We start from the raw sequence: 23,800 nt of genomic DNA, 5'->3' as shown, positions 1-23,800 counted from the left end.
GTTTCATTTCTTAATCTTTAGCGGTGCTTGATTTAGTACACAATCAAATTCGCTTAAGGAGTAGAGGGATGACACAAACTAGTTATATTGCTTGCATGATGATTCGTGGGGGAACCTCAAAAGGGGCATATTTTCTTTCTGATGATTTACCTAAAGATGAGTCACAAAGAAATGAGTTCTTAGTGGATGTAATGGGTTCTGGCGATAATCAGCAGATTAACGGTATTGGTGGAGGAACATCCTTGACCAGTAAAGTTGCCATTGTATCTCAGTCATCTGAAGTAAATGTAGATCTTGATTATTTATTTGCGCAAGTGGGGGTTGAAGAAAGAACCGTTGATACAAAACCATCCTGTGGCAATATTTTATCTGGTATTGTTGCCTTTGCGTCAGAAAATAATTTACTGCCATTAACTCATCCCTCAACGACTATTCGTGTCAAAAATATCAATACCAATACCATTATCGAAGTTTCAGCAGAAACACCTCAAGGCGTACTGCAATATGAAGGTGATACCACTATTGATGGCGTGCCTGGCAGTGGTTCGCCTATTTTATTGAATTTTCTTAATGTTGGCGGCGCTAAAACAGGTAAATTATTTCCGACTGGACAACCAAGTGACATTATCGAAGGGGTTGAAGTGACTTGTATTGATGCCGCGGTTCCTATGGTTCATATTGTTGCCAAAGATTTAGGTATTGCAGGCAATGAAAGCAAACAAGAATTAGATGAAAATGCACTTTTGTTGGCTAAAATTGAAACCATTCGTATCATTGCTGGTGAGTTAATGGGCCTTGGTGATGTCCGCGGCAGCGTGCTTCCTAAAGTCTCACTTTTGTCGCCAGCAACACAAGGCGGGCACATTACTTCACGATATTTTGTTCCTCAAAATTGCCATGCTAGCCATGCTGTTACTGGTGCTATTTGTATTGCGGCTGCATGTAATTTAAGTGGGACAGTTGCTTCTAAAGTTGTGGATACCATAACCTCTGAGACGGTGGTGATTGAACATCCAAGTGGAAAAATTGAGGTTAATATTCAAATTGAACAAGGCCCTAAAGAACCAATCATCAGTCAGGCTGCTTTGGTGCGTACTGCGCGACCTCTTTTCAAAGGAAATGTTTATAGCAAAGCCTAGTAAGTTAAGTAATATTTTATAGGAGTGATGGATGGTTTACTCCTATTAAGTATTTCAAAGTGATTGGTAATGGGTCTATCTCCTTACCAATCAACATTCATTATTGTTGCTGCGAGGCTCTCACTTAAATTTAAACTACTTCTCATATTGATCAAATATCCCTTTGTTATAGCCTTTCTTGATACTTTTTATCTGCTCCATTGCTTTGTAATTTATAGCATCAGTTATCACATTAAATATAAAAGCACGATCTATGTAACGCTTTTGTTAGCGAGTTGTTACGTGTCAGTTTGATGACAGTTTCAGTGGTTAGTTTAGTCGAAATAGCACAGTGAAGTGTTATTCCAAATTATTGTGTAAATGAAACTAGGAGGCAATATGCCGAGCAATACATTACGTAATCACAAAATTTCGACGAAATTAACTCGTTTATCAGCACTATTCGCAATGACAATAGGTGTATTTTCAATTTCTACTAATACACAAGTACAGGGTGTTTCTTTTGAAGGAGAACGTGTTGAAGTTATTGTTCCTTTCAAAGAGGGTGGCGGTACTGATACTTGGAGTCGTTTTTTTGCACCTTACTTGGGTAAAGCGTTACCTGGCCAACCTGTAGTAGTTATTAAAAACATCCCTGGCGGAGGCTCGACCAAAGGTGCAAACCAATTTGCTCGTCGTGGTAAAGATAATGGTTTAAATCTATTGGCAACTTCTGCATCAACGCAGTTTCCTTATCTACTTAGTGACCGCCGTGTTAGATACGATTACAACGATTGGAGTGTGATCTTGGCTTCATCAACAGGTGGCGTTGTTTATGTATCACCTTCTACTGGGATTACTTCAGCGGCAGACCTAGTTGCTAAAAAAGATAAGGTGTCTTTTAAATATGCAAGCCAAGGCGCTGCATCAATTGACCTTGTTGCTTTGTTAGCAATGGATTTATTGGATACTGAAGTACAAGCTGTATTTGGTATGAAAGGACGTGGAGCAGGACGTTTAGCCTTTGAGCGTGGCGAAGTGAATTTAGATTCTCAAACTAGCTCTTCATACTTAAAAAAAGTGATCCCTCTGGTGGAAGAAGGTAAAGCGATTCCTCTATTTAGCTTTGGTATCTTAGATAAAAATGGCCAGTTACAAAGAGACCCTAACTTCCCTGAATTACCTAACTTTGCTGAAGTTTATAAAATGGCTCATCCAGATAGCACGGTAGAAGAAGGTTATAAAGTATGGCGTAAATTCTTTATTGCAGGATACGTAGCTCAAAAAATGTTTTTTGTGCCTAAATCAACGCCAGAAGATATTGTTCAAACATGGCGTGACTCTGCTACTAAATTGGTGACAGATCCTACCTTTTTAGAAAAAGCAGAAGAAGTACTAGGTAATTACCCGCAGCTAACTAATGAGCAAGCTGAGCAGGCATTACAAGCAGTACTAGAAGTTGATGAAAAAAGCCAAGAGTGGATTCGTCAATGGTTACTTAAAAATTACAACGCTAAATTATAACGTTATTGATTGGCAAACGGCTTAGTCAAATCCGTTTGCCATGAACATTTTGTTTATTGCTTTATTTGTAGACGACTTAAGTACTGATAACAGTCACCAGCCCCTAGATATAAAAATATAAACATGCCTGCTATAAAAGGATTATATGATGTTTAATGAACTTTTCTCCGCTTTGCAGACTGTACTGGATCTGCATCATTTAACTTATATGCTCGGAGGTGTACTACTGGGGTTAGCCATTGGCATTTTCCCCGGCTTAGGTGGCATCGCCGGTTTATCTCTGTTATTACCATTTTTGTATGGAATGGACCCAACTTCCGCTCTTGCTATGTTGATCGGCTTGGTTGCGGTTATCCCAACCTCTGATACTTTTACCTCCGTCTTAATGGGGATTCCTGGGTCGAGTGGTTCTCAAGCTACGGTATTAGATGGTTTCCCAATGGCCAAAAAAGGTCAAGCGGCAAGAGCGCTATCTGCAGCTTTTACTTCTTCTTTATTTGGCGGCTTATTTGGTGCTGTTGTGTTAACTGGCTTTGTATTAATTGCTCGACCGGTTATTTTAGCATTTGGCTCAGGCGAACTATTTATGCTGACATTACTTGGCTTAAGTATGGTCGGTGCATTAGCGGGTAAAAGTTTGGTTAAAGGTTTGAGTGCTTGTGGTATGGGGATCATCTTAGGTAGTGTTGGTGGTGCACCTGCGACGGGTGAATACCGAATGTCCTTTGATAATTTTTATTTAATGGATGGTATTCCACTGGTTGTAGTGGGCCTAGGTATATTTGCATTACCTGAAATTATCGATTTATTACGACAAAATAAACCGATTGCCAGCACCAGTTCGCTGGGTACAGGTTGGTTAACTGGAGTGAAAGATTTTTGGCAGAATAAATGGCTAGCGGTACGTTGTAGTGTGATTGGATGTATTGTTGGTGCCTTACCAGGTCTTGGTGGTAGTGTTGTGGACTGGATTGCCTATGGTCATGCAGTGCAAACAACCAAAGATAAACCTAACTTTGGTCACGGTGATGTGCGTGGTGTAATTGCGCCGGAGTCATCAAATAATGCTAAAGAAGGTGGTGGATTAGTACCTACATTACTATTTGGTATTCCGGGTTCTGGCAGTATGGCGGTATTTTTAGGTGGTATGGTGCTGGTGGGGTTAGAGCCTGGACCTGCGATGGTGAGTACTGATTTAGATATCACTTATACGATTGTATGGTCGTTAGCTCTAGCGAATGTATTAGGTGCTGGTGCATGTATGTTGATTTCACCATGGGTAGCTCGTTTGACCACGGTTCGCTATGCATTGCTAGCACCCTTTATGGTCATGGTTATCTGCTTTGCTGCGTTCCAAGCAACACGCGACCTGGGTGATTTAGTGACTTTACTTGCGATTGGTGCTTTCGGTGTGTTGATGAAACGTTTTGATTGGCCGCGTCCTGCATTCCTTATTGGTTTTGTATTAGCCAGTGGTATGGAAACGTATCTTTATCAAGCCATTCAGTTTGATGGTGTTGCTTTCTTACTTCGTCCAGGTGTAATGATTATTACAGCAATAACGATATTTTCTTTGGTATTTACAATACGTCAAAGCGCTAAGAAAAATAAACAAGCAGTACAACCAGAAGCAACTAGAGAGGCTCGCTCAGCGGATCGCCGTCCACAAATAGCCTTTGCAGCAGTGATTAATTTGGTTTTCCTTTACGCTGTTTATGATGGTTATCAGCAAAGCTTCCTAGGCGGCATATTTACTATCATTATATCCATTATTATGTGGCTAATTTCTGCAGTGGTTTTATATCAGCTACTCACTAGACCTGCTAATGATGCAGTATATTTTGATAATGAACATGAGCAAGGTTATGCCTATGACAGTAATACCACGAGTATGATGCATTACCTGTATTGGTTAGGTGCATTGATTGTGGGGAGTTATCTAGTCGGCTATGTCATTTCAATTAGTGTGTTCTTCTGTGCATTTTTAGTTAATAAAGCAGGCCTTAGTCTACTTCGGTCTGTGGTTATAACAATACTTGCGACAGGTTTCTTACTCGGGTTAACTGATTTGATGGTGTTAGATTTACCTATTGGCTTACTGCAAGAGGCAGTGTCATTACCATGGCCGATAGGTCAATAAATAGGAGAATATTTTATGTCTATAAGAACGATTATCATGCCATTTGCAACCTTAGAAAATGCGCAGGAGCGTATGCAAGGTGCTTTAAATGTGGCTAAATATTTTCAGGCTCATTTAGAGGTGCTTCATTCTCAAGTTGGCTCAAACCAATTATTACCGGAAGAGATTCGATTATTATCAAGCAAACTCTATAGTCGAATTGATCAGCTAGTGAGCAACTATATAGAAGAAAGTATGGTGGAATCAAAAGTTGAGTTTGAACAGATTTGTAATAAATTAGGTGTCACCACTGGTGAAGGTAATGGCAATGAAGCGAGTGCAACCTGGCTTGATATGTTTGGTTACCGTGCCGAAACAGTGGCTGAACGAGGTAAAGTCTCAGACCTTATTATTATTCCTAAATCTATTGATGGTAAGAATAGTGTCAGCTTTCAAGCGGCTATCGACCATGGTTGTAACCCTGTTTTGATCATGCCACGCACACAAACTGAGTTTTCGCCTAAAACGATTGTAATTGCTTGGAATGGAGATGATGCAGGGGCTCGTGCTGTCAGTGCTGCTATTCCTGTTTTACAAAAGGCAGATAGAGTTGTCATTGTTACTAGCGAGCGATCATTATTGAAAAAGCCAACACAGCAAGATTTACAGGTGTTTTTAAAACGCCACCTAATCGACTCTGAGTGTGTTTCTTTTTCCACCAGCCGCCTAAATACACCGCGTAATATTTTAAAAGTGGCGCAGGATCAAGAGGCTGATCTCATTGTCGCAGGTGCGCTTGTACATCAAAAGTTACATAAACAAATGTTTGGTGGCGTAACGCAAAAATTATTACGCCACACTCATATTCCACTGTTTATGATGGCATAATCCTCGATCCCTAAATCAATCCAATAGCCAATGTATTAGGCTTATCTGGAAGATGGTGAACAGTACTAGTTACTATCACCATCACCTATGAAAAATAGGAATATATTAATTTCCATGCTTTTGCTCATCTAACTGCCTGCTCAATGTTATAGTCGCGGCCTTGATAATGATAAGGAAAAGTATGGAAATTTCACTAGAGGTCATGGCGTTTCTCGTCGCCGTTGCAACATTAGCCGGATTTATCGATGCGATGGCTGGTGGCGGGGGATTGTTGACCGTTCCAGCTTTACTCGCTGCGGGTATTCCACCTGCACAGGCATTAGCAACTAATAAACTACAAAGCTCTTTTGGAAGTTTCTCCGCAAGCTTATATTTTGTACGTACAGGCATTGTGCAATTAAAACCGATGCGTTTACCTATTTTGTGTACCTTTGTTGGTGCCGCAATCGGGGCTGAAATCGTACAGCATGTAAAAGCTGATTTATTACTAAGTATTATTCCAATTATTCTGATTGCGATTTCAAGTTACTTTCTTTTCTCTTCTTCAATCACGCCACATCCAGACGATAAACCGAAACTGTCAGAAACTGCCTTTGCTTTTGTGATTGGTGGAAGTGTCGGGTTTTATGATGGTTTTTTAGGTCCAGGCACGGGCTCTATTTTTACGGTCTGTTTTGTTGCACTAGGGCGTTACGGATTGATCGCAGCAACGGCTCGTACCAAAGTGTTAAATTTCACTTCAAATATAGCAGCGTTGCTGTTTTTTATCATTGCAGGATTACCAATATGGGAGTTGGGATTACTGATGGCAATAGGCGGCTTTTTTGGCGCGCGTTTAGGGGCAAAAGTGGTATTAGGCAATGGTCAAAAAATCATTCGGCCATTGGTGATCATTATGTCAATGACCATGGCGATTAAGTTGTTATGGGAACAGCATTCATTATGGCTTTTATCAATGTTTTAACTCTTTGATTTTGATAATTATTAGGCCGTAAGCAGATGTGTATTGGGCGATATAAAGGCTTTAACTGTTCAAAGGTAAAACAATGCTTAGCCTCTATTTTCATGGTTTTTACAATAGAAAGTGGCACTAATGCAGGGGCGATACCACCGAGTGCAAGTTGTGCTGAAGCGGTATAAGAGTCCATCTCCATTAATGGCTCAATACCTAATGTCGTTAATATATCTAATTGGTAACGGTTAGCTGGGTTCGATAGGTCATTGGTTAATATTTGCTTAGGCAGTGTTAATAATGCGGACTTGCTGACCAATACAAAAGGCTCTTGCCATAGACAAATCATTTTTAGTCCATGGTGTGCAGGGATCTGGCCTGCACAAAAGCCGATCGTCGCTTTGCCCGATTGCACGCGTTCAATAATCCTTGGGGTATGGTGGGTGCTAATACGAATCGCGGCATCCTGTTGACAATAATCCCCCATAATACTGGCAAGGTATCCTGCGACTAAGGTTTCCGAACAAGCAAGCGAAATAATTGTTTCATCCTTTAATGTATGTTGTTCGTAAATACGGCCTTGTAATTCTTGAAATGTAGGGCCAATACTAGCGATCAACTCATTGGCGGCTGGTGTTAAGCGTACATGTCGGCCATCAGGGGTGATCAATTTTTTACCTAACTTCTTTTCTAATAATGCAATACGTTTACTGACTGCAGACTGGCTAATATAAAGCTGACTACCTACTCGACTCATGGTTTTTTCATGGCTGAGCATTAACAAAGTTTCAATGCCTTCAAGTAACATAAGATAAAGGGACCTAATATTTATACAATAAACTATCAATGCTTATTTGGAATAGGTTGGAATAATATCGTAAAAAATAGTAACTAGCGAGTACGACAGCAATGTCTTCTGGCTTATTGACTTATCGTTTGATCCCAATACGGTGGTGTTCCATAATAACCTTCCATAAAATCAATGAAGCATCTGACTTTATTAGGTAATAATTTTCTGTGTGCGTAGACTGCATATAAACCAATCGATTCGGGTTCAAATTCCGGTAATATTTGAATGAGCTCTCCACTTTGCAAGGCTTTGCTGGCGATGAAGGTTGGTTGCAATACGATACCTGCACCGGCAATGGCAGCTTCAACTAATACGTCTCCATTGTTACTGCGCAATTCACTACTCTGGCCACTATTTTGTGCTTTTAACCATTTAAAAACCTCATTATTAGCATCTATTTCCATGTAACTATAATGCAAGTAACGGTGTGTTTTAAGGTCTTCAGGATGAGTTGGAGTGCCATATTGTTTTAGGTATTCAGGTGATGCACATAAAATCACGCGGATCGGGGCAATATGTTTAGCAATTAATGATGAACTTTTGAGCTGCCCGATACGAATTGCAATATCAAAACCTTCATCAACAATATCCACTTTACGATCGTTGAGTTGTAAATCGATATTAACTAAAGGGTATAGTAACTGAAATTTTGCCACTAATTTTGCCATATGTTTTAATGCAAATGAAACAGGGGCACTGATCCGTAAGGTCCCTTTTGGGTTTTGTTGTAATCCACTTAGTTGCGAGTCCATTTGATCAATGCTTAGCAGTATTTGTTGTGCATGTTGGTAGTAATGCGTACCCGCTTCAGTCAAACTTACTTTACGTGTTGTACGATGCAATAAGCGCACATCAAGCTGCTCTTCCAACTTCGATACATACTTACTCACCAGTTGCGGCGACAATTGTATGGCAGACGAGGCATTACTAAAACTACCTTCAGCGACTACAGCAACAAATGCGCGCATTGCATCAATTCTATCCATCACACCCTCTATTTATTATTGCCTTACTTGATTGTTTTAAGGCTCGGTTTATTCGATTGAAATTGCTAAGGCATACTTTGTTAAATGGTTTTGTAACGACTCTATTGTTCGAACACTTCAAAGCTACTATGAAGATAACCGTTAAAACAGATCCTATTGCATATTATCAACGTTTTGTTGTTAATTATTCCTTATTACAGATATTACTCTTTTGTTTTGTTGATAGTAAAGTACATACATCCCACAACAGGGCCAACAACAATAATTATTAATTTTATCAAGGAAAAAACCATGAACTCAGCATTGTTAAACAAAGTACTGTCATCTAAAGCAGGCGTTGCTGCATTAATATTACGTGCTCCAATTGGACTTATTTTAGCTGCTCACGGTGCGCAAAAATTGTTTGCATGGTTTGGGGGCTATGGACTAGAGGGGACTGGACAGTGGATGGCAAGCATAGGAATGACTCCGGGTTACCTAATGGCATTACTTGCTGGGAGTGCAGAGTTTTTTGGAGGAATAGCTATACTATTAGGTTTGCTAACACGCCCTGCAGCAGTGGTTGCGGCTTTTACCATGGTTGTCGCTATATTCTCAGTACACATTAATAATGGTTTATTTATGGCCAATAATGGATACGAATATGCGTTAACACTTTTGGTTGTCCTGGTTGCTATCGCCGTACAAGGTGGTGGTAGTTACAGTTTGGATAACTTACTAAGTAAAAAGTTGAATAAATAACTTAATTATTCCTTCTTTCTTACTTTATTCATTCGTTGTCGCGACTCAGTGCGTGACAACGATCTATTAGTCAGTTTTTTGGTCTGCGTATTACTCTTATTAGCCTGCCTAAGCACTTGAATATTTTGGGGTTAACAAGTTATTACCTATGTAGATCATAGTCGTTACCTAGTACTCAATTGAATATATAAATCTAATTTATTGTTTCGGAGTTAATATGAACAACGTAAATATCGCTTTTATCTCTCATGGTGGTGGTCCTATGCCACTGTTTGGTGACCCTGCGCACGCAGAAATGGTGACTTATTTAAAATCGTTATCCAAAAAAATGCGTAAACCAAGTGCTATTTTATTGGTTAGTGCACATTGGGAAGCAGAGCAGGTGACGATCACTGCGCAGGCAAACCCTGAATTGATCTACGATTATTATGGCTTTCCTGCATCAGCATATGAAGTAAAATATCCAAGCCCGGGAGAGCCTAAGCTTGCTAAACAAGTACAACAGGTATTAAAGCAATCCGGTATAGCAGCTAAACTTGAATATAATAGAGGTTATGACCACGGTGTATATGTCCCATTGACGCTAATGTATCCCGCTGCTGATATTCCTGTCGTTCAGCTTTCATTGGTGAATAGTCTAAATCCTGCACAGCATATAGATATTGGGAAAGCATTACAGTCACTTGATTATGATAATTTACTAGTGATTGGATCAGGCTTTTCATTTCATAATATGAAAGCATTCTTTGCGCCTAATACGGCTGATAGCCAATTAAAAAATCAACAGTTTGAAGATTGGCTAGATATAACCTTGAATGACAAAAATATTAGTGAAGAGGAGCGTAGGGAGAGAATGATAAACTGGGTTCAGGCGCCACACGCTCGCTATTGCCATCCACGTGAAGAGCATTTACTACCCTTACATGTTTGTTATGGCCTAGCAGGTAAAGCAAGTGATGAACATGACAATATAACTATTCTTAACAAACAATCGAGCGCCTTTATATGGCATAGCCAAGTAGAATAATGAAGTGGAAGAATAAAATTTTAGGCTTTGATTTCTTTATATTATTGCTCAATAGCTTACTGGTGTTTTTTAGCGTCATATCAAGGAAATTAGGTCAAATTACAAAAGTATAATGGTCTATTAAAATGAGTTGTTATTACCTCGGATAGCCTATTAATATGTTTCATTACATAACTTCAAATTGATTTTATTCCGTATTTGTATAACCGGTTGTCACTTTACGTAAGTGACTATTGATTTAGGTGATATTACTGGCGCTATAAATCTTTTTTATTGAAAACCTATGAATAAAAGTTAATGATGATATTAAGGTAGAATATAGGTAAAAATTAATTTTAAAGTAAGGGCTAACGAACCAATAGCTTCTATAAGCCGATCGTATTGTTCATTTCAATAAAGGCTAAATCAAGTCCAGCTAAATCAGCTCGTGCGCTCTCTAGCTCCCCGGCTTGATATTTAAGCTGCAACGAATAAGCTACTTTATGGATTTTATCATGAGCATTTTCCAGCTGTTGCATTTCTTCTTCTGTAAATAACTGCTCTTGTTTCCTTAGGCAAACCCAGTTACCACAATGACATAGTTGATTGTCAAGTATTGGCCAAACTATTTTGTTATTAGGGGGTAATAAAATCTGTTTCCTTAGTTTATTTTTCCACTGTGTAGTAATTAGCTTAAATATTTTCAGATTTTTTTGTTTATTATTGTGCTCTTTTTTACTACAAGTGATCCAGTCTTGATTAGGAATATAGTCGCTTAACCATTTGGATAGGGCTGCTGCTGACATCGGTTTCGCTATTCCATAACCTTGAGCTTGTTCGCACCCCATCAGCAATAACAGCAATCCATGCTCATTAGTTTCAACGCCTTCAGCAATAACATTACGATTAAATGATTTTGTTAATGAAACCACACCATCAATAATTGAGTAATCACTTGGGTCATCTAGCATGTCTCTGACGAAGCTTTGATCAATCTTAATCGTTTCCGCAGGTAAACTTCTTAAATGAGTTAATGATGAGTAGCCTGTACCAAAATCATCCAAAGCAAAACTGACACCTAACTGCGTTTGACATTCTTTGATAATATGAGTAATCGTTTTGAGATCACCTAAAGTAGAACTTTCCAAAATTTCTAATTGTAAACATTTAGGTTTAATTGCAGGGTGTTCAGCTAAGCACTGTTCAAGCACAACAAAAAAAGAGGAAGATAGCAGGTGATATGAAGCAATATTAATACTAACTTCAAGTTCAATGCCTTGCTGCTGCCAGTTTTCAAGTTGTTGCATGGCCTCATTGATAACCCATTCTCCAACTTTAATTTCTAATGATGTTCCGTCGATAAATGGTAAGAAGTCTAGTGGTGGTATCATTCCTCTTTCTGGGTGAAGCCAGCGGATTAAGGCTTCGGCTCCAAACACCTCACCTGTCGCCATATTAACCTTAGGTTGATAGTACAATTGAAATTCATTATTGATTAAAGCGCGATTAATTTCTTCTAGCTGCAGGTTCTGTTGAATTATACGTTGGTCTGAATCTGGGCTATATAATTGAGAACGATTTTTACCCGCTAATTTAGATTGGTACATTGCATGGTCAGCGTGACGTAATAGAGTATCTATATCAGCATTATCCGATGGATAAAGTGTCACACCACTAGATACAGTAAGCTTGTGCTCAATATCATCAATAATATAAGGTAGGGCTAATACTTTATGAATACGTTTGATGGTTGCTTCATATTGTGAAGGCGATTTAATATCATTTAGTAGGATGGCAAATTCATCACCACCTTGGCGGGAAACCGTGTCTTCTTCTCTGATACACCCAATAATACGTTCAGAGACTTCAATTAATAAACGGTCACCTGCTTCGTGGCCATAAGTATCATTCACAGGTTTGAAATTATCTAAATCTAGAAAGCACACCGCTAGTTGATGACCTGTACGAATACTATGGGCTATAGATTGATGAAAACGATCTATAAATAAAGCTCTATTCGGTAATTTAGTCAGTACATCATAGTGAGCCATCAGGTTAAGTTTTTCTTGTTGTTGCTTAATGCTGGTGATATCGGAAAATACACCTATATAGTGAGTGACTTGATTTTGTTGATTGATTAGTGATGAGATATTGAGCAGTTCAGCGTAGAGTTCTCCTTTTTTTGTTCTGTTCCAAATTTCTCCTTGCCAATGCCCGTGGGCTTTAATGGAGCGCCACATCTCCTCATAAAACTGAGGGCTTTGCTGACCTGAACCTAAGAAGCTTGGTCTTTTACCCATAACTTCCTGTTTGCTATAGCCTGTTATTCTAACGAAGGCTGGATTAACATCAACAATAAGTTGCTGAGCATCTGTGATCACAATACCTTCATGAGTGTCACTAAATACTTTAGAAGATAGTTCTAGCCTTTCTTCAGCTACTTTACGTTGGCTAATATCCTGAGCAACTACAATAATCGTTTTAGGTAGGCTACCGACTTTATGGGTAGGAGAAATGGTTAGCTCAACCCAAACAATATGCCCGTCTTTATGAATATAACGCTTATCCAGCGTTGTTGATCGTGCTTTACCTTTTAATACTTTATTTCGTTTATTTAAATTGCTTTTTAAATCATCAGGATGTGTGATTTTTTCAAACATATTAGGATCTGACATTTCTTCTTCACTGTAACCAACCATATTGCAAAACTGTTGATTAATACGAATAACTTTTTTGATGTCAAAACTGACTAATGCAACGCCAACCGAGGCTTGTTCAAAAATAGTACGAAATAGTTGTTCACTAACTTCTAAAGATTCCCTAGATTCATATTGATCAGTAATATTACGAACAACACACACAAGTTGGTCGTTCAAATGAATTTTATTAAGTCGAGCTTCTAAGTGAACTACTTGCTTATTAGTGGCCAGTTGATAATTAAAAGTAACAACGTTATCTGTCTGTGTTGTCTGATCTATTTTTGATTGGAATAGTGCTCCTGTATCTTTTGGTAAAATATCTTGTATGCGTTTACCAATAAACTGTTCAGGTGCTTTAAAAAGTTCGCCTTTATTTTGTGTACGATAATCGAGAATTTTTCCATCGGACTGCATACGAAAGTAAGTATCTGGTAGTGCGTTAAATATACTTTGTAGCTCTGCACTATGGTGTAATTTAGCGTTCTCTGCTATTTTTAAATCTGTTATATCCTGTACTATCCCGACCATTAATTTTGACTGACCAGGTGCATCAATTACATGCCCACCTGAAGCTAAAATCCAACGAATCTCACCGTCTTTTCGAATAATTCGGCACTCAATTTTCCAATTTACTTTATTTTCAATAGCTTGTTTAAGTTTGTTGGTTACTTCTATCTGTTCTTCTGGGATGATGTGTTGAAGAAACGTATCTGAGGTCCAATGCGGTACCAATGAGTCGTAACCAAATATTTGGTCGTGTATCAGGGAGCGTTGGGAACTGTGGTTAGCTAGATTAAGAGACCAATTACCTATCTTGCTTTGTTCTAGAACAAGCTCTAAATCAGTATCATCTTTTTTTGTTTTTTCTTCTACCTTTCTATATTTTTGTCTATATTTTGTCGTATCAATAGCTTGGATCATGTAACCCGAAAGTTCGCTATTAGGGGCATAAATAGCAGTTGTCGATACATCCGTATAATAAATAGAACCATCTGCAATTTGGTAACAATCTTCCGTTATTACCGCTTTTTGTTGACTAGCAGCTTTAGCCAACCGTTTTATCCAAAGACTTTCCCATTCAGGTAAATTAGACCATGCTGGCGACTTCCAAAATAGCTTGCCAATATAATTTTCTTTATTCACTCCCTGTGATGTTAACGCTAGGTCGTTAACGTCTAAAATATTTCCTTCTGGTGAAAGTATCGCCATTAAATAAAATGGTTGATTGAAAGCTATTTTAAATAATAACTCCGTATCATTAATAAGTAGGTCAGATGACTTTGAATTGTTTAATTTCATAGTGCCACATCATACAAAGTTGGTAGACAAAACAGGCTTGCTAAAGTTGGTTTTTTTAAAGAAAGTTGAATGTTTGCTAATTTTTTGTATTGATAGAAAAATAACGAATTTTTTGGATAAATTGCAGTGCTTAGCAGTGAATCATGATCAAGATTTGTCATTTTCTTTGTCCTTACTATTTTAGCGGAGTAGTTAATATAAACTTACTATTGATAGAGCACTTCGAAGACAATTTAAATGGTCTGATAGAGAGGAGATAGACCTAATATTAGATGAAAATGGTACATAAATTTTACATTTAAATTAATATAACTCATAAATGTATATCAATATAAATTATTGATCACACGTTAAAAAAATCATTCAATAAACTTAGATAATAACTATTTTGAATCGATTCCAACTCTGAAAGTGATACTACGGCTATTAGCATTAAACAATATATTTAGCGCTATTGTGTGAGGTCACCTACTACAACCTTTTTACTTCTGATGGTGAGATATTTAAATTTAGCAGGGGTATATTCAAAACTAAATTAAGATAGTTATGATTTGAGTTTAATATTTAAATAGAAGCGCCTTAAATTCAGGCTATAAAAAGAGTATTAATGAATACAGAGTCCTTTTAAAGTTTAACTTAATGGATAATATTGCCCCCACTGTCGCTTTACTAAGTTCTTAACCGAACAATGCAAACCACATATATTGTTGGCTTCATGTTTGATTGCTTGTTCGCATTTCAATTATGACTGATAGATGTCGGTAAATAGACTCTGTATTTTTATTTTATTTTTTCGTGATTGTTTGTACTTGATTTCTACCTTTATCTTTGGCGGTATATAATGCTGAATCAGCTCTGCCGATGAATTGTTCTAAAGAATCGCCTGTTTCATATTGCCCAACACCGACGCTGATTGTGATATTAATTAAATTATTTTCTTTGTCTAATTGATAAGGGTGCAACTCTATATATTGACGTAGTTTTTCTGCAACGATTAAACTTTGTTGCAAATCCTCTTTAGGCAGAAGCAAAATAAACTCTTCTCCGCCATAGCGCACTAGTAAGTCATCAGTTCTTAAGGTTTTTCGAATATTGTTCACAAAATGAATTAACACTTTATCTCCAACAATATGCCCATGAGCATCATTTACTTTTTTAAAATAATCGATATCAATTATTAATAGAGAGAGAGGTTGATTAAGCGTATCGGCTTGTTTAAAAAAGCAGATCGACTTTTCAATTAAATAATGTCGATTAAAAACACCGGTTAGATTGTCTCTGTAAGCAACGTCTTGTAATAGACGTTTTGAATGTTCGATTTGCTCAGTACGCTGCTTTATTTTTAGCTCTAAGCTTTCATTTAGTTCCAGTAAGGCTTTGGTTTTTTCTGCAACTCTTTCATTCAACTTATTATTTAAATCTTTCAACAAACTCTGTCTGTATATAAAGGCCGCAATAATGGCTAATACGATAAACAATAACCACCATAATAATTGATAGTTAAATTTATCAATATATTGAATGGATGCATTTTTTTCGGTAATGGTCTTGATTGATTTTTCTGACAAGTTGTCGATCAGTTTGTTAAATATACTTAATAAAAGAGGGTGGTCATTTCTTACCCCAAGGCCAAGCTCTGTTTTTTGGTCAAATTTACCACTGACTTTTAGTTGCCCTAAAAAATCGTCTTGTAAAAAATAGCCAACAGAATCTAAGGCATCAATGAAACCATAGAGTTCGCCTTTAGCTACTTTGTCAAGACCATCTTTTATTGACTTAACATCTACCACGATAATATTGGGGTAGGTATTTTTAATCATATCTTGTTCTGCGTAGCCTTGAACCATGCCAATTTTTTTATTTATTAAGAGATTGAAATTATTAACAAACGGAAGGTCTGGTTTAGTCACCAATACACGAGTAAAAGTTAAGTAAGTTGAAGTAAAGTTAAGAAACTCTTTTCGTTCTTCAGTAACACGTGCAAGTGATAAAAGGTCACACTTCCTTTGTTTGGCAAAAAATAGCGATTCAGTCCATGATTCAGTTCTCACGGTTTCTAATGGAATAGGTAGGCGCTTTCTGAAGATATCAAGAAACTCAGTATGCAACCCAATATGCTCACCTGTACTATCAAAACCATCATAGGGTAACCAGTTAGGATCAATACATATTGTTATCTTTTGCTTATTCTTTAAATAACTTTTCTCCTGCGATGTTAAGAACAAAAAAGGGTTTGTTTCATCGTAAATGAATTGACTGAAATCAATTGACCCTTTATCAACCCCTAGCACCTTATATAAATCAAAGCTCTTTTTAAGTTTATTTTCGTCAAGAACACCCAGTATTGGCGTATTGAGGTAGGCTAATTTTTTAAGTGCTTTTGCTTCAAATAAAAGGGCTGATTTACTTATGTTTTGTTCATTATATTTTTCAAATATTATGTCAACGGTTTCAACTATATTATCAAATGCATATTGCCAACCTTTTAAAGATGCGGATCTAAAGGCTTCGGCCTGTAGTTTATTATTTGCCATAAAGTTTTCACTGGTATACAAAAAATCGCTATACAAATCAAAACCATAATCTTTGGGTGAGAAAGTATTAAAGGGCACTCCCAGTACTTCTAAATCATGTGGGGTTTTTGATACATAACCAGAGATTAAGTCTGTTTTATTATTGATGAGGTCTTTGATATCGTGCGTATGAGGTAAATAAGTTAAGTCTGATTGTTGCACATGGTGTGAACTCAACATGGACTTCAATGATACTTGCTGAGCATCTGCCTGAGTGGTCATGAGCCGTTTACCCAGGAAATCTTTGAACGTATTAATATGAGATGTTTTAGTGCTAAAAATAGCCAAGGGACTAGATTGAAAAAGGGCATACAAAGCGATTATTTTTTTATGTTGGGCTTGTTCTAAAATGAGATTTTCTTTACCAACTGCAAAATCAACTTTGCCATCGGTGACTAATTGCGCAATGTCATTTTGTATCTCAATGCGAAAAGGTTTTATGGTCAGTGCCAAACCCACTTCATTATAAAAGCCTTTTTCTTGGGCCATGTAGTAACCAGCAAATTGAAATTGCTCAAACCAAGAAGCTTGCAAAGTTATTTGCTTGAGTTCATTTGCATGCAATGTATTAACAAACAATGCAGAAAAACAAATACATGCTCTGATACTGATGGGCACTCAGAATTCCTTTTTTGACGATGCAAATTTATATATCAGATATTAAATAAGACTAATGCTTAAAAATTAATCATAACAGATATTTATGAGCGCATATAAACATTTTTTTGACAAAGGAGTTATATAAATAGATTTAAATTCTATACTATGAGTTATCGATCACTATTTTTGTTAAAAAGGAAGGGAGTGAATGAGTGTTGTAACTATCTCATCACATTAGCATTATTTACAGTGTCTACAAAAAATGTACAAAGCCAATGTGATGTTTATCTAATACTTATCTTATGCCTATATTTTCCTGCCCTATGCCTAAGCATAAGGGATAATTAGCATAGCAAGCGGTTATTAAGGTTATCTATTTTTCTTGTATCTCTTTCTTCTTGCTTCTTTGACTTCAATTTTCTTTTTCAATTTTTCTGCCATGATCACTTCCACTTCTAGCTTTTCAACCGCCACCATTTCAGGTATTTCTAAACTTAATAAGCCTAATGCGCCAGAACGCAGCTCATTTAACAAAATTGTTGATACTTTGTAGATATCAAAATGCCCACCTGCGCGCAATGCACCACGACGTTTAGCAATCAGTTCCATTAATTCATGGTCTGATTGCGGTGTTTCATCAAACTCATAACGCTGTTGTAAACGAGGCAAATAATGTTTTATTAAATATTCCGCTGCGTAATATGCAATATCTTCATATTCGATAGCGGTATCTTTAATCGCTCCCGTTACCGCTAAACGATAACCAGAATTTGCATTCTCAATTTTAGGCCATAAAAATCCCGGTGTATCGGACAACATAATGCCACTCGGTAAACGGATACGTTGCTGATTTTTAGTCACCGCAGGTTCATTACCCGTTTTGGCAATAATGCGATCAGCTAAAATATTAATGATGGTGGATTTACCTACATTTGGAATACCCATGATCATGGCACGAATTTGCTTATCTTGCCCTAAGCGATTAGGTAACATTTGCTCACAGAGTTTAGTAATTTGATGAACTTGCTCTGGTTTGCTAGTAGTGATAGCAATTGCTTTTATATCTTGATCTTGTTCTAAATACTCAATCCATCTGGCGGTAATTTCTGGGTCAGCAAGGTCCGCTTTGTTTAATACTTTAATACAAGGCGTTTTCTTTCTGATAGCTGCTATTAGTGGGTTCTCACTACTGTAAGGGATACGTGCATCAACAACTTCAATAATAATATCAACTTGCGGAAGTACTTCTTGAATTTGTTTGTGTGCTTTGTGCATGTGTCCTGGAAACCACTGGATATTCGCTTTGCTCATTTGATTTTACTGCCTTTGAAATTTTTATATCATGACTGATATTTAAGCTTAACATGACTTGAAACCTTGCTTGAAAATTAAATTTGTTAATCGGGAGGAAGGTTTTTAAGTACCATGTTGATATTTTGTTATTTTAACTGATGATCGAATAGATAGACATGTAATTAATGGTTAATAATAAGGATGGTGCAAAAAAATATCTGAAGCTGGTGGCAACAAATTTTTATAGCTCTATTGAGCATTCGAATTAATTCATTTATTACTTAAGGTCTTTTCTACTTGTCGCGCTCAATGACTTTGTTATACTGCCGAAAATTCTCTTACTTTTTGCTTGTTTGTTGATGTATGTCATACAAATATATCTTCAAATGAAGTAGGAGGTTTAATTGATTTTTACGAATCATTAAGGTAATAACTTTTGAGTGTAAAGCTTCTTCTTCAATATTGTCAGCAAATTAAATTGCAATCTACAGTTAGTGGATCAGATTTTAGTGCGCGCACAATGGGAGTGGAGGGTAAGTTACTGCCTATTTTATCGCTACTATGCATTTATACATTCATGTTGTTGAATGGGTTAATTGAAGATATCAGCGAATTAAATCATCTATTAAGTGAAGGGGCTTTTTCTGAGTCTATGTCGGTTAATAGTAGTAGCTTTTTCGATGACCCACTAATGTCGAGTCAATTATTAATTGGTTTATGCTGGTTATTGTTTTTATACTTTCCTGCACGCCGAACGGCGATGGTGTTACGTAAAACAGCGTTGGCTTTTTGCGAAACGCTAAAATCTTTTATTTCCTTCAGTATTCACGGCTGCCGTGCCCCCCCTTTTGTAAATGGTTAATCGCTGCCTGTAGCTTAGCTGTTTTAGTTTTATTGATCTTTGCTTTTTTGTAGCCGCCTGTGCTTGCGATTCACCTCCCTTATTCAATTTACTGATATTTTTTTGGCACTCATTTTTTGTTTTGAGTAAAAAAATACCAGAGGATTTCTAGTCCGTTGTTTTTATGTACCGCCTTTACATTCGCTGTGGTGCATCAAATAACATCTTTTAAATTTTAGGTTATATCTGTTTACTTAATTACATGTGTTTAGTTGATTTATGTCAGTAAGTCATCGTTTTCATTAATTACGTGAATTGGTATGAGTAGGATAGTCCATTGTTAATTCGCAACCTTTGTAAGATAGCTTTAGTGAGTGCAGTGCTCGCATTGTCTGGCTGTTCAGGTGGGATACTCGACCCAAAAGGGCAGATTGGTATTGATGAGAAAAATTTAATCATCATTGCTACTGTGCTTATGTTACTTGTCGTGATCCCCGTTATTGTAATGACTTTATATTTCGCGTGGAAATATAGAGACACACAGACCCATGAAATTTATGCGCCAAAATGGGCACACTCAAATAAAATAGAAGCTTTTGTTTGGGCAGTTCCGATCCTTATCGTGATTATTTTAGGCGTTATTACTTGGCAGTCGACGCATCGTTTAGATCCTTATAAACCGATTGAAGGTAAGGGGAAACATCTGACTGTTGAAGTCGTTTCCTTGAACTGGAAATGGTTATTTATTTATCCGCAACAAGGTATTGCTACGGTCAATGAGTTGGTGTTTCCAGCTAACGTACCGGTTGAATATAAAATTACCTCAGAAAGCACCATGAATTCGTTCTTTATTCCACAGTTAGGTAGTCAAATTTACTCAATGGCCGGTATGCGAACTAAGTTGCATTTGATCGCTAATGAACCAGGTACCTTCAAAGGTATTTCTGCTAACTACAGTGGCGCTGGTTTCTCTGGTATGAAATTTAATGCGATTGCAACGCCTACACAAGCTGACTTTGATCAATGGGTGAGTGATGTTAAAGCGCAAGGGGGGTCATTAACGAAAGCAAATTATGATCAATTAGCTCTAGCCAGTGAGAACAATCCTGTGACTTATTACGGCCGTGTTGATAAAGGCTTGTTCCATACCATTATCATGAAATACATGGCGGGTATGAACGGCATGGGTAAATCGGATAAAAAGAAAGAGATGGGAAGTATGAAAAATTTGCATCATGAAATGGCTGAACATTCAGTTAGCTCAGCTAATAGCCAAGGCGAGGAGTAATTATGTCGTTTTTAGGTAAATTATCGATAGATGCCATTCCGTTCCATGAACCTATTTTAGTGTTCACTATGGGGGCCATTGCTATCGGTGGTATTGCACTTTTTGCACTCATTACAAAGTATAAAAAGTGGGGCGTTTTATGGACTGAGTGGATCACCTCCGTTGATCATAAACGTTTAGGTATAATGTACATCCTTCTTGCTTTAGTGATGTTATTTCGTGGTTTCAGTGATGCGATAATGATGCGCTCACAACTTGCATTAGCAACAAGTGGTGCACCGGGTTATCTGCCACCTGAACATTACGACCAAATATTTACGGCACATGGTGTGATTATGATCATCTTTATGGCGATGCCATTTATGGTGGGATTAATGAACATTATTTTACCGTTACAAATTGGTGCGCGTGATGTTGCTTTTCCTTTTTTAAATAATTTAAGTTTTTGGTTAACAGCCAGCGGTGCCATTTTAATTAATATGTCGCTGATTTTTGGTGAATTTGCTAAAACAGGCTGGGTTGCTTATCCACCACTTTCGGAGTTGACATTCAGCCCTGGAGTGGGAGTAGATTATTATATTTGGGCGCTACAAATATCCGGGCTCGGTACGTTATTAACATCCGTTAACTTTTTAGTGACGGTCTTTAAAATGCGTGCGCCAGGTATGACATTAATGAAAATGCCTATTTTTACTTGGACCTGTACTTGGGCAAATATTTTAATTGCCGCATCTTTCCCAATTTTAACCGCAGTGTTAACAATGCTAACTCTTGACCGTTATCTTGGTTTCCACTTCTTTACTAATGATGGCGGCGGTAATGCCATGATGTACATCAACCTGTTTTGGGCTTGGGGTCATCCTGAAGTTTATATCCTAGTGTTACCTGCTTTTGGTATATTTTCTGAAATTATCTCGACCTTTACTAGTAAACGTTTATTTGGTTATACGTCAATGGTTTATGCAAGTGGTGCTATTTCAATTTTAGGCTTCATCGTGTGGTTACATCACTTCTTCACCATGGGATCAAGCGCTAATGTTAATGCCTTCTTTGGCATGATGACCATGGTCATTGCCGTGCCAACTGGCGTTAAGTTGTTTAACTGGCTGTTCACTATCTATCGTGGTCGTTTACGTATTACCGTACCGGTGCTATGGACCCTTGGTTTCATGGTGACCTTTACGGTTGGTGGTATGACAGGCGTACTTTTAGCGATTCCTGGTGCGGATTATGTATTGCATAACAGTTTATTCTTAATTGCACATTTCCATAATACGATCATTGGTGGTGCGGTATTTGGTTACCTTGCTGGTTTCTCTTTCTGGTTCCCTAAAGCGATGGGCTTTAAGCTTAACGAACGTTGGGGTAAAGGCGCATTTTGGTGCTGGATCATTGGATTCTTTGTTGCCTTTATGCCGCTTTATGTACTTGGTTTCTTAGGCATGACACGTCGTTTAAATCATACCAATAATCCTGATTGGAATATTTGGTTATACATTGCGATGGTGGGTGCTGTGATCATTATGTTCGGTATCATTTGTCAAGTAATTCAATTGTACGTGAGCTTTAGAGACCGTGAAGCGCTTGATGATAAAACAGGTGATCCGTGGAATGGCCATACACTTGAATGGGCAACCTCTTCTCCTCCACAGTCTTATAATTTTGCCGAAATTCCGCACATCGATGACATTGATGCATGGACGGATATGAAAGAAAAAGGCCAAGTTTATCAAACCCAAACGAGCTATGAACCTATCCACATGCCTAAAAATACAACGGCAGGCGTGTTTATGGGGATCACTTTAACGGCATTCTGTTTCGCCATGATCTGGCATATTTGGTGGTTAGCGATTATTGGTTTAGTGGGCGGTATTGCTGTCTTTATACAACGTTGTTATAGCAAAGATGTTGATTTTTATGTGCAACCACAAGAGATATTAGCAACAGAAAAAGCCCATAATTTAAGCGCAAGTAAGGGGAACAATGCATGAGTACTGTTAGTGCACAAATAGATACTAAAGTAGTATCTCATGAGCATCATGATGCTTCCGGAGATACGATTTTTGGCTTTTGGTTATACCTAATGACTGACTGCTTGTTATTTGCCTCGTTCTTTGCAACTTACGCGGTGTTATTTATGAATACTGCGGGTGGTGTATCGGGTAAAGATATTTTTGAACTAGATTTTGTGGCAGTAGAAACTGCCGCATTATTGATCAGTAGTATTACTTTTGGGTTTGCCATGATTGCTGCGCAAGGGCAAAAAAAGGGTTGGACCTTAAATTGGTTATTGATTACTTTTTGCTTAGGCGCTTCATTTATCGCGATGGAACTTTATGAGTTTACTCACCTTATCGAGCATGGTAACGGCCCTCAAGGGAGTGCTTTCTTGAGTTCATTTTTTGCCTTAGTCGGATTACATGGTTTACATGTAACAGCTGGTTTGATCTGGATGACGGTAATGATGATAGAGGTTGCTCGTCGTGGTCTTGGTAACGCAACTGTGACACGTTTGAGTTGCTTAAGCTTATTCTGGCACTTTTTGGATATTGTTTGGATCTGTGTCTTCACGGTTGTTTATTTAATGGGAGCAATGTAATGAGCCATAACGAAATACAGCATGATGCCTCTCATGGTAGCGTCAAAACCTATCTAATTGGTTTTCTATTATCTGTTATTTTAACTGCCATTCCATTTTATGTGGTGATTAGTGGAGACTTTTCAAAAGCCACTACGCTGTGGAGCATTGTTATTTTAGCAATAGTACAAATTTGGGTGCATTTGAAATACTTTTTACACCTTAATTTTATTACCGAAAGCGGTCGTGCTAACAGCTTCTCATTCCTGTTTAGTGCGCTCATTATTATTATGGTCGTGGGATTATCTGTTTGGATTATTTATGCATCAAACGCAATGATGATGTATTAAATTAATCAACCTTGCGACAATCGTTTGTCGCAAGGTTATTTTCAATCAGAGTTGATACAAGGATACGTAAAAGTTTGTAAGCTTAGTAAAGCGTA

General features: G+C 37.7%; 18 protein-coding genes. 12 read left to right on the top strand and 6 right to left on the bottom strand.

All coding sequences use genetic code 11. From position 1 onward, the window contains the following. Positions 1-68: 68 nt before the first annotated feature. The 5 genes from H5084_RS13105 (at position 69) to H5084_RS13085 (ending at position 6,613) form a co-directional block, all read left to right on the top strand. A complete protein-coding gene (locus H5084_RS13105; RefSeq protein ID WP_182690755.1) occupies positions 69-1,139 on the top strand; it encodes a 4-oxalomesaconate tautomerase in 1,071 nt (356 codons plus the stop codon). A gap of 378 nt (positions 1,140-1,517) precedes the next feature. Continuing rightward, the gene (locus H5084_RS13100; RefSeq protein WP_182690754.1) at positions 1,518-2,642 is read left to right on the top strand and encodes a tripartite tricarboxylate transporter substrate binding protein; all 1,125 of its coding nucleotides are present in this window, start codon (positions 1,518-1,520) and stop codon (positions 2,640-2,642) included. A 148-nt stretch (positions 2,643-2,790) separates the two neighbouring features. Further along, positions 2,791-4,782, top strand: a complete 1,992-nt coding sequence (locus tag H5084_RS13095) for a tripartite tricarboxylate transporter permease (protein ID WP_182690753.1) — start codon at positions 2,791-2,793, stop codon at positions 4,780-4,782. A 15-nt stretch (positions 4,783-4,797) separates the two neighbouring features. Continuing rightward, positions 4,798-5,649 carry a universal stress protein gene (locus tag H5084_RS13090; protein WP_182690752.1) on the top strand — a complete coding sequence of 284 codons (852 nt, stop codon included), beginning with the start codon at positions 4,798-4,800 and terminating at the stop codon, positions 5,647-5,649. A 181-nt stretch (positions 5,650-5,830) separates the two neighbouring features. After that, positions 5,831-6,613 (top strand): TSUP family transporter, encoded by a 783-nt coding sequence (locus H5084_RS13085; RefSeq protein WP_182690751.1) that lies wholly within the window; start codon positions 5,831-5,833, stop codon positions 6,611-6,613. On the opposite strand, the gene H5084_RS13080 is transcribed toward H5084_RS13085, so the two are convergent. Together H5084_RS13080 and H5084_RS13075 are read right to left on the bottom strand one after the other, a co-directional pair. Next, positions 6,564-7,409 (bottom strand): LysR family transcriptional regulator, encoded by an 846-nt coding sequence (locus H5084_RS13080; RefSeq protein WP_182690750.1) that lies wholly within the window; start codon positions 7,407-7,409, stop codon positions 6,564-6,566. The two genes, H5084_RS13085 and H5084_RS13080, sit on opposite strands and share 50 nt — an antisense overlap. A gap of 113 nt (positions 7,410-7,522) precedes the next feature. Next, entirely contained in the window at positions 7,523-8,437 is a 915-nt protein-coding gene (locus H5084_RS13075; RefSeq protein WP_182690749.1) for a LysR family transcriptional regulator, read from the bottom strand. Positions 8,438-8,728: 291 nt separating this feature from the next. Between H5084_RS13075 and H5084_RS13070 the strand changes: the two genes are divergently transcribed. Then, on the top strand, positions 8,729-9,178 hold the full coding sequence (locus H5084_RS13070; RefSeq protein ID WP_182690748.1) for a DoxX family protein: 450 nt from the start codon (positions 8,729-8,731) through the stop codon (positions 9,176-9,178). Positions 9,179-9,395: 217 nt separating this feature from the next. Then, a complete protein-coding gene (locus H5084_RS13065; protein WP_182690747.1) occupies positions 9,396-10,205 on the top strand; it encodes a class III extradiol ring-cleavage dioxygenase in 810 nt (269 codons plus the stop codon). A gap of 365 nt (positions 10,206-10,570) precedes the next feature. Here H5084_RS13065 and H5084_RS13060 read toward each other — a convergent pair whose 3' ends face one another. The 4 genes from H5084_RS13060 to ylqF form a co-directional block, all read right to left on the bottom strand. After that, positions 10,571-14,182 (bottom strand): PAS domain S-box protein, encoded by a 3,612-nt coding sequence (locus H5084_RS13060; RefSeq protein ID WP_182690746.1) that lies wholly within the window; start codon positions 14,180-14,182, stop codon positions 10,571-10,573. After that, positions 14,179-14,343: a hypothetical protein gene (locus H5084_RS13055; protein ID WP_156916163.1), complete on the bottom strand. Its 165-nt coding sequence runs from the start codon at positions 14,341-14,343 to the stop codon at positions 14,179-14,181. The genes H5084_RS13060 and H5084_RS13055 overlap by 4 nt, the downstream gene beginning before the upstream one ends. A 624-nt stretch (positions 14,344-14,967) precedes the next feature. Then, positions 14,968-17,373 (bottom strand): diguanylate cyclase, encoded by a 2,406-nt coding sequence (locus H5084_RS13050; protein WP_182690745.1) that lies wholly within the window; start codon positions 17,371-17,373, stop codon positions 14,968-14,970. 351 nt (positions 17,374-17,724) lie between these two features. After that, entirely contained in the window at positions 17,725-18,666 is a 942-nt protein-coding gene (gene ylqF / locus H5084_RS13045) for a ribosome biogenesis GTPase YlqF (protein ID WP_182690744.1), read from the bottom strand. 418 nt (positions 18,667-19,084) lie between these two features. Between ylqF and H5084_RS13040 the strand changes: the two genes are divergently transcribed. From H5084_RS13040 to cyoD, 5 genes are all read left to right on the top strand, one after another. Then, positions 19,085-19,510 (top strand): hypothetical protein, encoded by a 426-nt coding sequence (locus H5084_RS13040; protein WP_182690743.1) that lies wholly within the window; start codon positions 19,085-19,087, stop codon positions 19,508-19,510. 316 nt (positions 19,511-19,826) lie between these two features. Beyond that, positions 19,827-20,777 (top strand): ubiquinol oxidase subunit II, encoded by a 951-nt coding sequence (gene cyoA / locus H5084_RS13035; protein WP_182690742.1) that lies wholly within the window; start codon positions 19,827-19,829, stop codon positions 20,775-20,777. Between the two features lie 2 nt (positions 20,778-20,779). Continuing rightward, a complete protein-coding gene (cyoB, locus tag H5084_RS13030) occupies positions 20,780-22,768 on the top strand; it encodes a cytochrome o ubiquinol oxidase subunit I (protein ID WP_182690741.1) in 1,989 nt (662 codons plus the stop codon). Then, positions 22,765-23,376 carry a cytochrome o ubiquinol oxidase subunit III gene (gene cyoC, locus H5084_RS13025; RefSeq protein ID WP_028870269.1) on the top strand — a complete coding sequence of 204 codons (612 nt, stop codon included), beginning with the start codon at positions 22,765-22,767 and terminating at the stop codon, positions 23,374-23,376. The genes cyoB and cyoC overlap by 4 nt, the downstream gene beginning before the upstream one ends. Beyond that, complete coding sequence (gene cyoD / locus H5084_RS13020; protein WP_028870270.1) at positions 23,376-23,705, top strand: cytochrome o ubiquinol oxidase subunit IV; 330 nt, start codon at positions 23,376-23,378, stop codon at positions 23,703-23,705. Before cyoC ends, cyoD begins: the two co-directional genes overlap by 1 nt. The last annotated feature ends 95 nt before the right edge of the window (positions 23,706-23,800 follow it).

Origin of the sequence: Psychromonas sp. SR45-3, from assembly GCF_014163575.1 — a bacterium.
Lineage (GTDB): Bacteria > Pseudomonadota > Gammaproteobacteria > Enterobacterales > Psychromonadaceae > Psychromonas > Psychromonas arctica.
Note: the sequence above shows the minus strand (reverse complement) of the source record. Positions and strands in the feature narration are given on the sequence as shown.

Excerpts from the sequence above, each read along its gene's own strand:
- H5084_RS13105 (WP_182690755.1), top strand. The coding sequence starts at position 69 with ATGACACAAACTAGTTATATTGCTTGCATGATGATTCGTGGGGGAACC.
- H5084_RS13100 (WP_182690754.1), top strand. The coding sequence starts at position 1,518 with ATGCCGAGCAATACATTACGTAATCACAAAATTTCGACGAAATTAACT.
- H5084_RS13095 (WP_182690753.1), top strand. The coding sequence starts at position 2,791 with ATGTTTAATGAACTTTTCTCCGCTTTGCAGACTGTACTGGATCTGCAT.
- H5084_RS13090 (WP_182690752.1), top strand. The coding sequence starts at position 4,798 with ATGTCTATAAGAACGATTATCATGCCATTTGCAACCTTAGAAAATGCG.
- H5084_RS13085 (WP_182690751.1), top strand. The coding sequence starts at position 5,831 with ATGGAAATTTCACTAGAGGTCATGGCGTTTCTCGTCGCCGTTGCAACA.
- H5084_RS13080 (WP_182690750.1), bottom strand. The coding sequence starts at position 7,409 with ATGTTACTTGAAGGCATTGAAACTTTGTTAATGCTCAGCCATGAAAAA.
- H5084_RS13075 (WP_182690749.1), bottom strand. The coding sequence starts at position 8,437 with ATGGATAGAATTGATGCAATGCGCGCATTTGTTGCTGTAGTCGCTGAA.
- H5084_RS13070 (WP_182690748.1), top strand. The coding sequence starts at position 8,729 with ATGAACTCAGCATTGTTAAACAAAGTACTGTCATCTAAAGCAGGCGTT.
- H5084_RS13065 (WP_182690747.1), top strand. The coding sequence starts at position 9,396 with ATGAACAACGTAAATATCGCTTTTATCTCTCATGGTGGTGGTCCTATG.
- H5084_RS13060 (WP_182690746.1), bottom strand. The coding sequence starts at position 14,182 with ATGAAATTAAACAATTCAAAGTCATCTGACCTACTTATTAATGATACG.
- H5084_RS13055 (WP_156916163.1), bottom strand. The coding sequence starts at position 14,343 with ATGACAAATCTTGATCATGATTCACTGCTAAGCACTGCAATTTATCCA.
- ylqF (WP_182690744.1), bottom strand. The coding sequence starts at position 18,666 with ATGAGCAAAGCGAATATCCAGTGGTTTCCAGGACACATGCACAAAGCA.
- cyoB (WP_182690741.1), top strand. The coding sequence starts at position 20,780 with ATGTCGTTTTTAGGTAAATTATCGATAGATGCCATTCCGTTCCATGAA.
- cyoC (WP_028870269.1), top strand. The coding sequence starts at position 22,765 with ATGAGTACTGTTAGTGCACAAATAGATACTAAAGTAGTATCTCATGAG.
- cyoD (WP_028870270.1), top strand. The coding sequence starts at position 23,376 with ATGAGCCATAACGAAATACAGCATGATGCCTCTCATGGTAGCGTCAAA.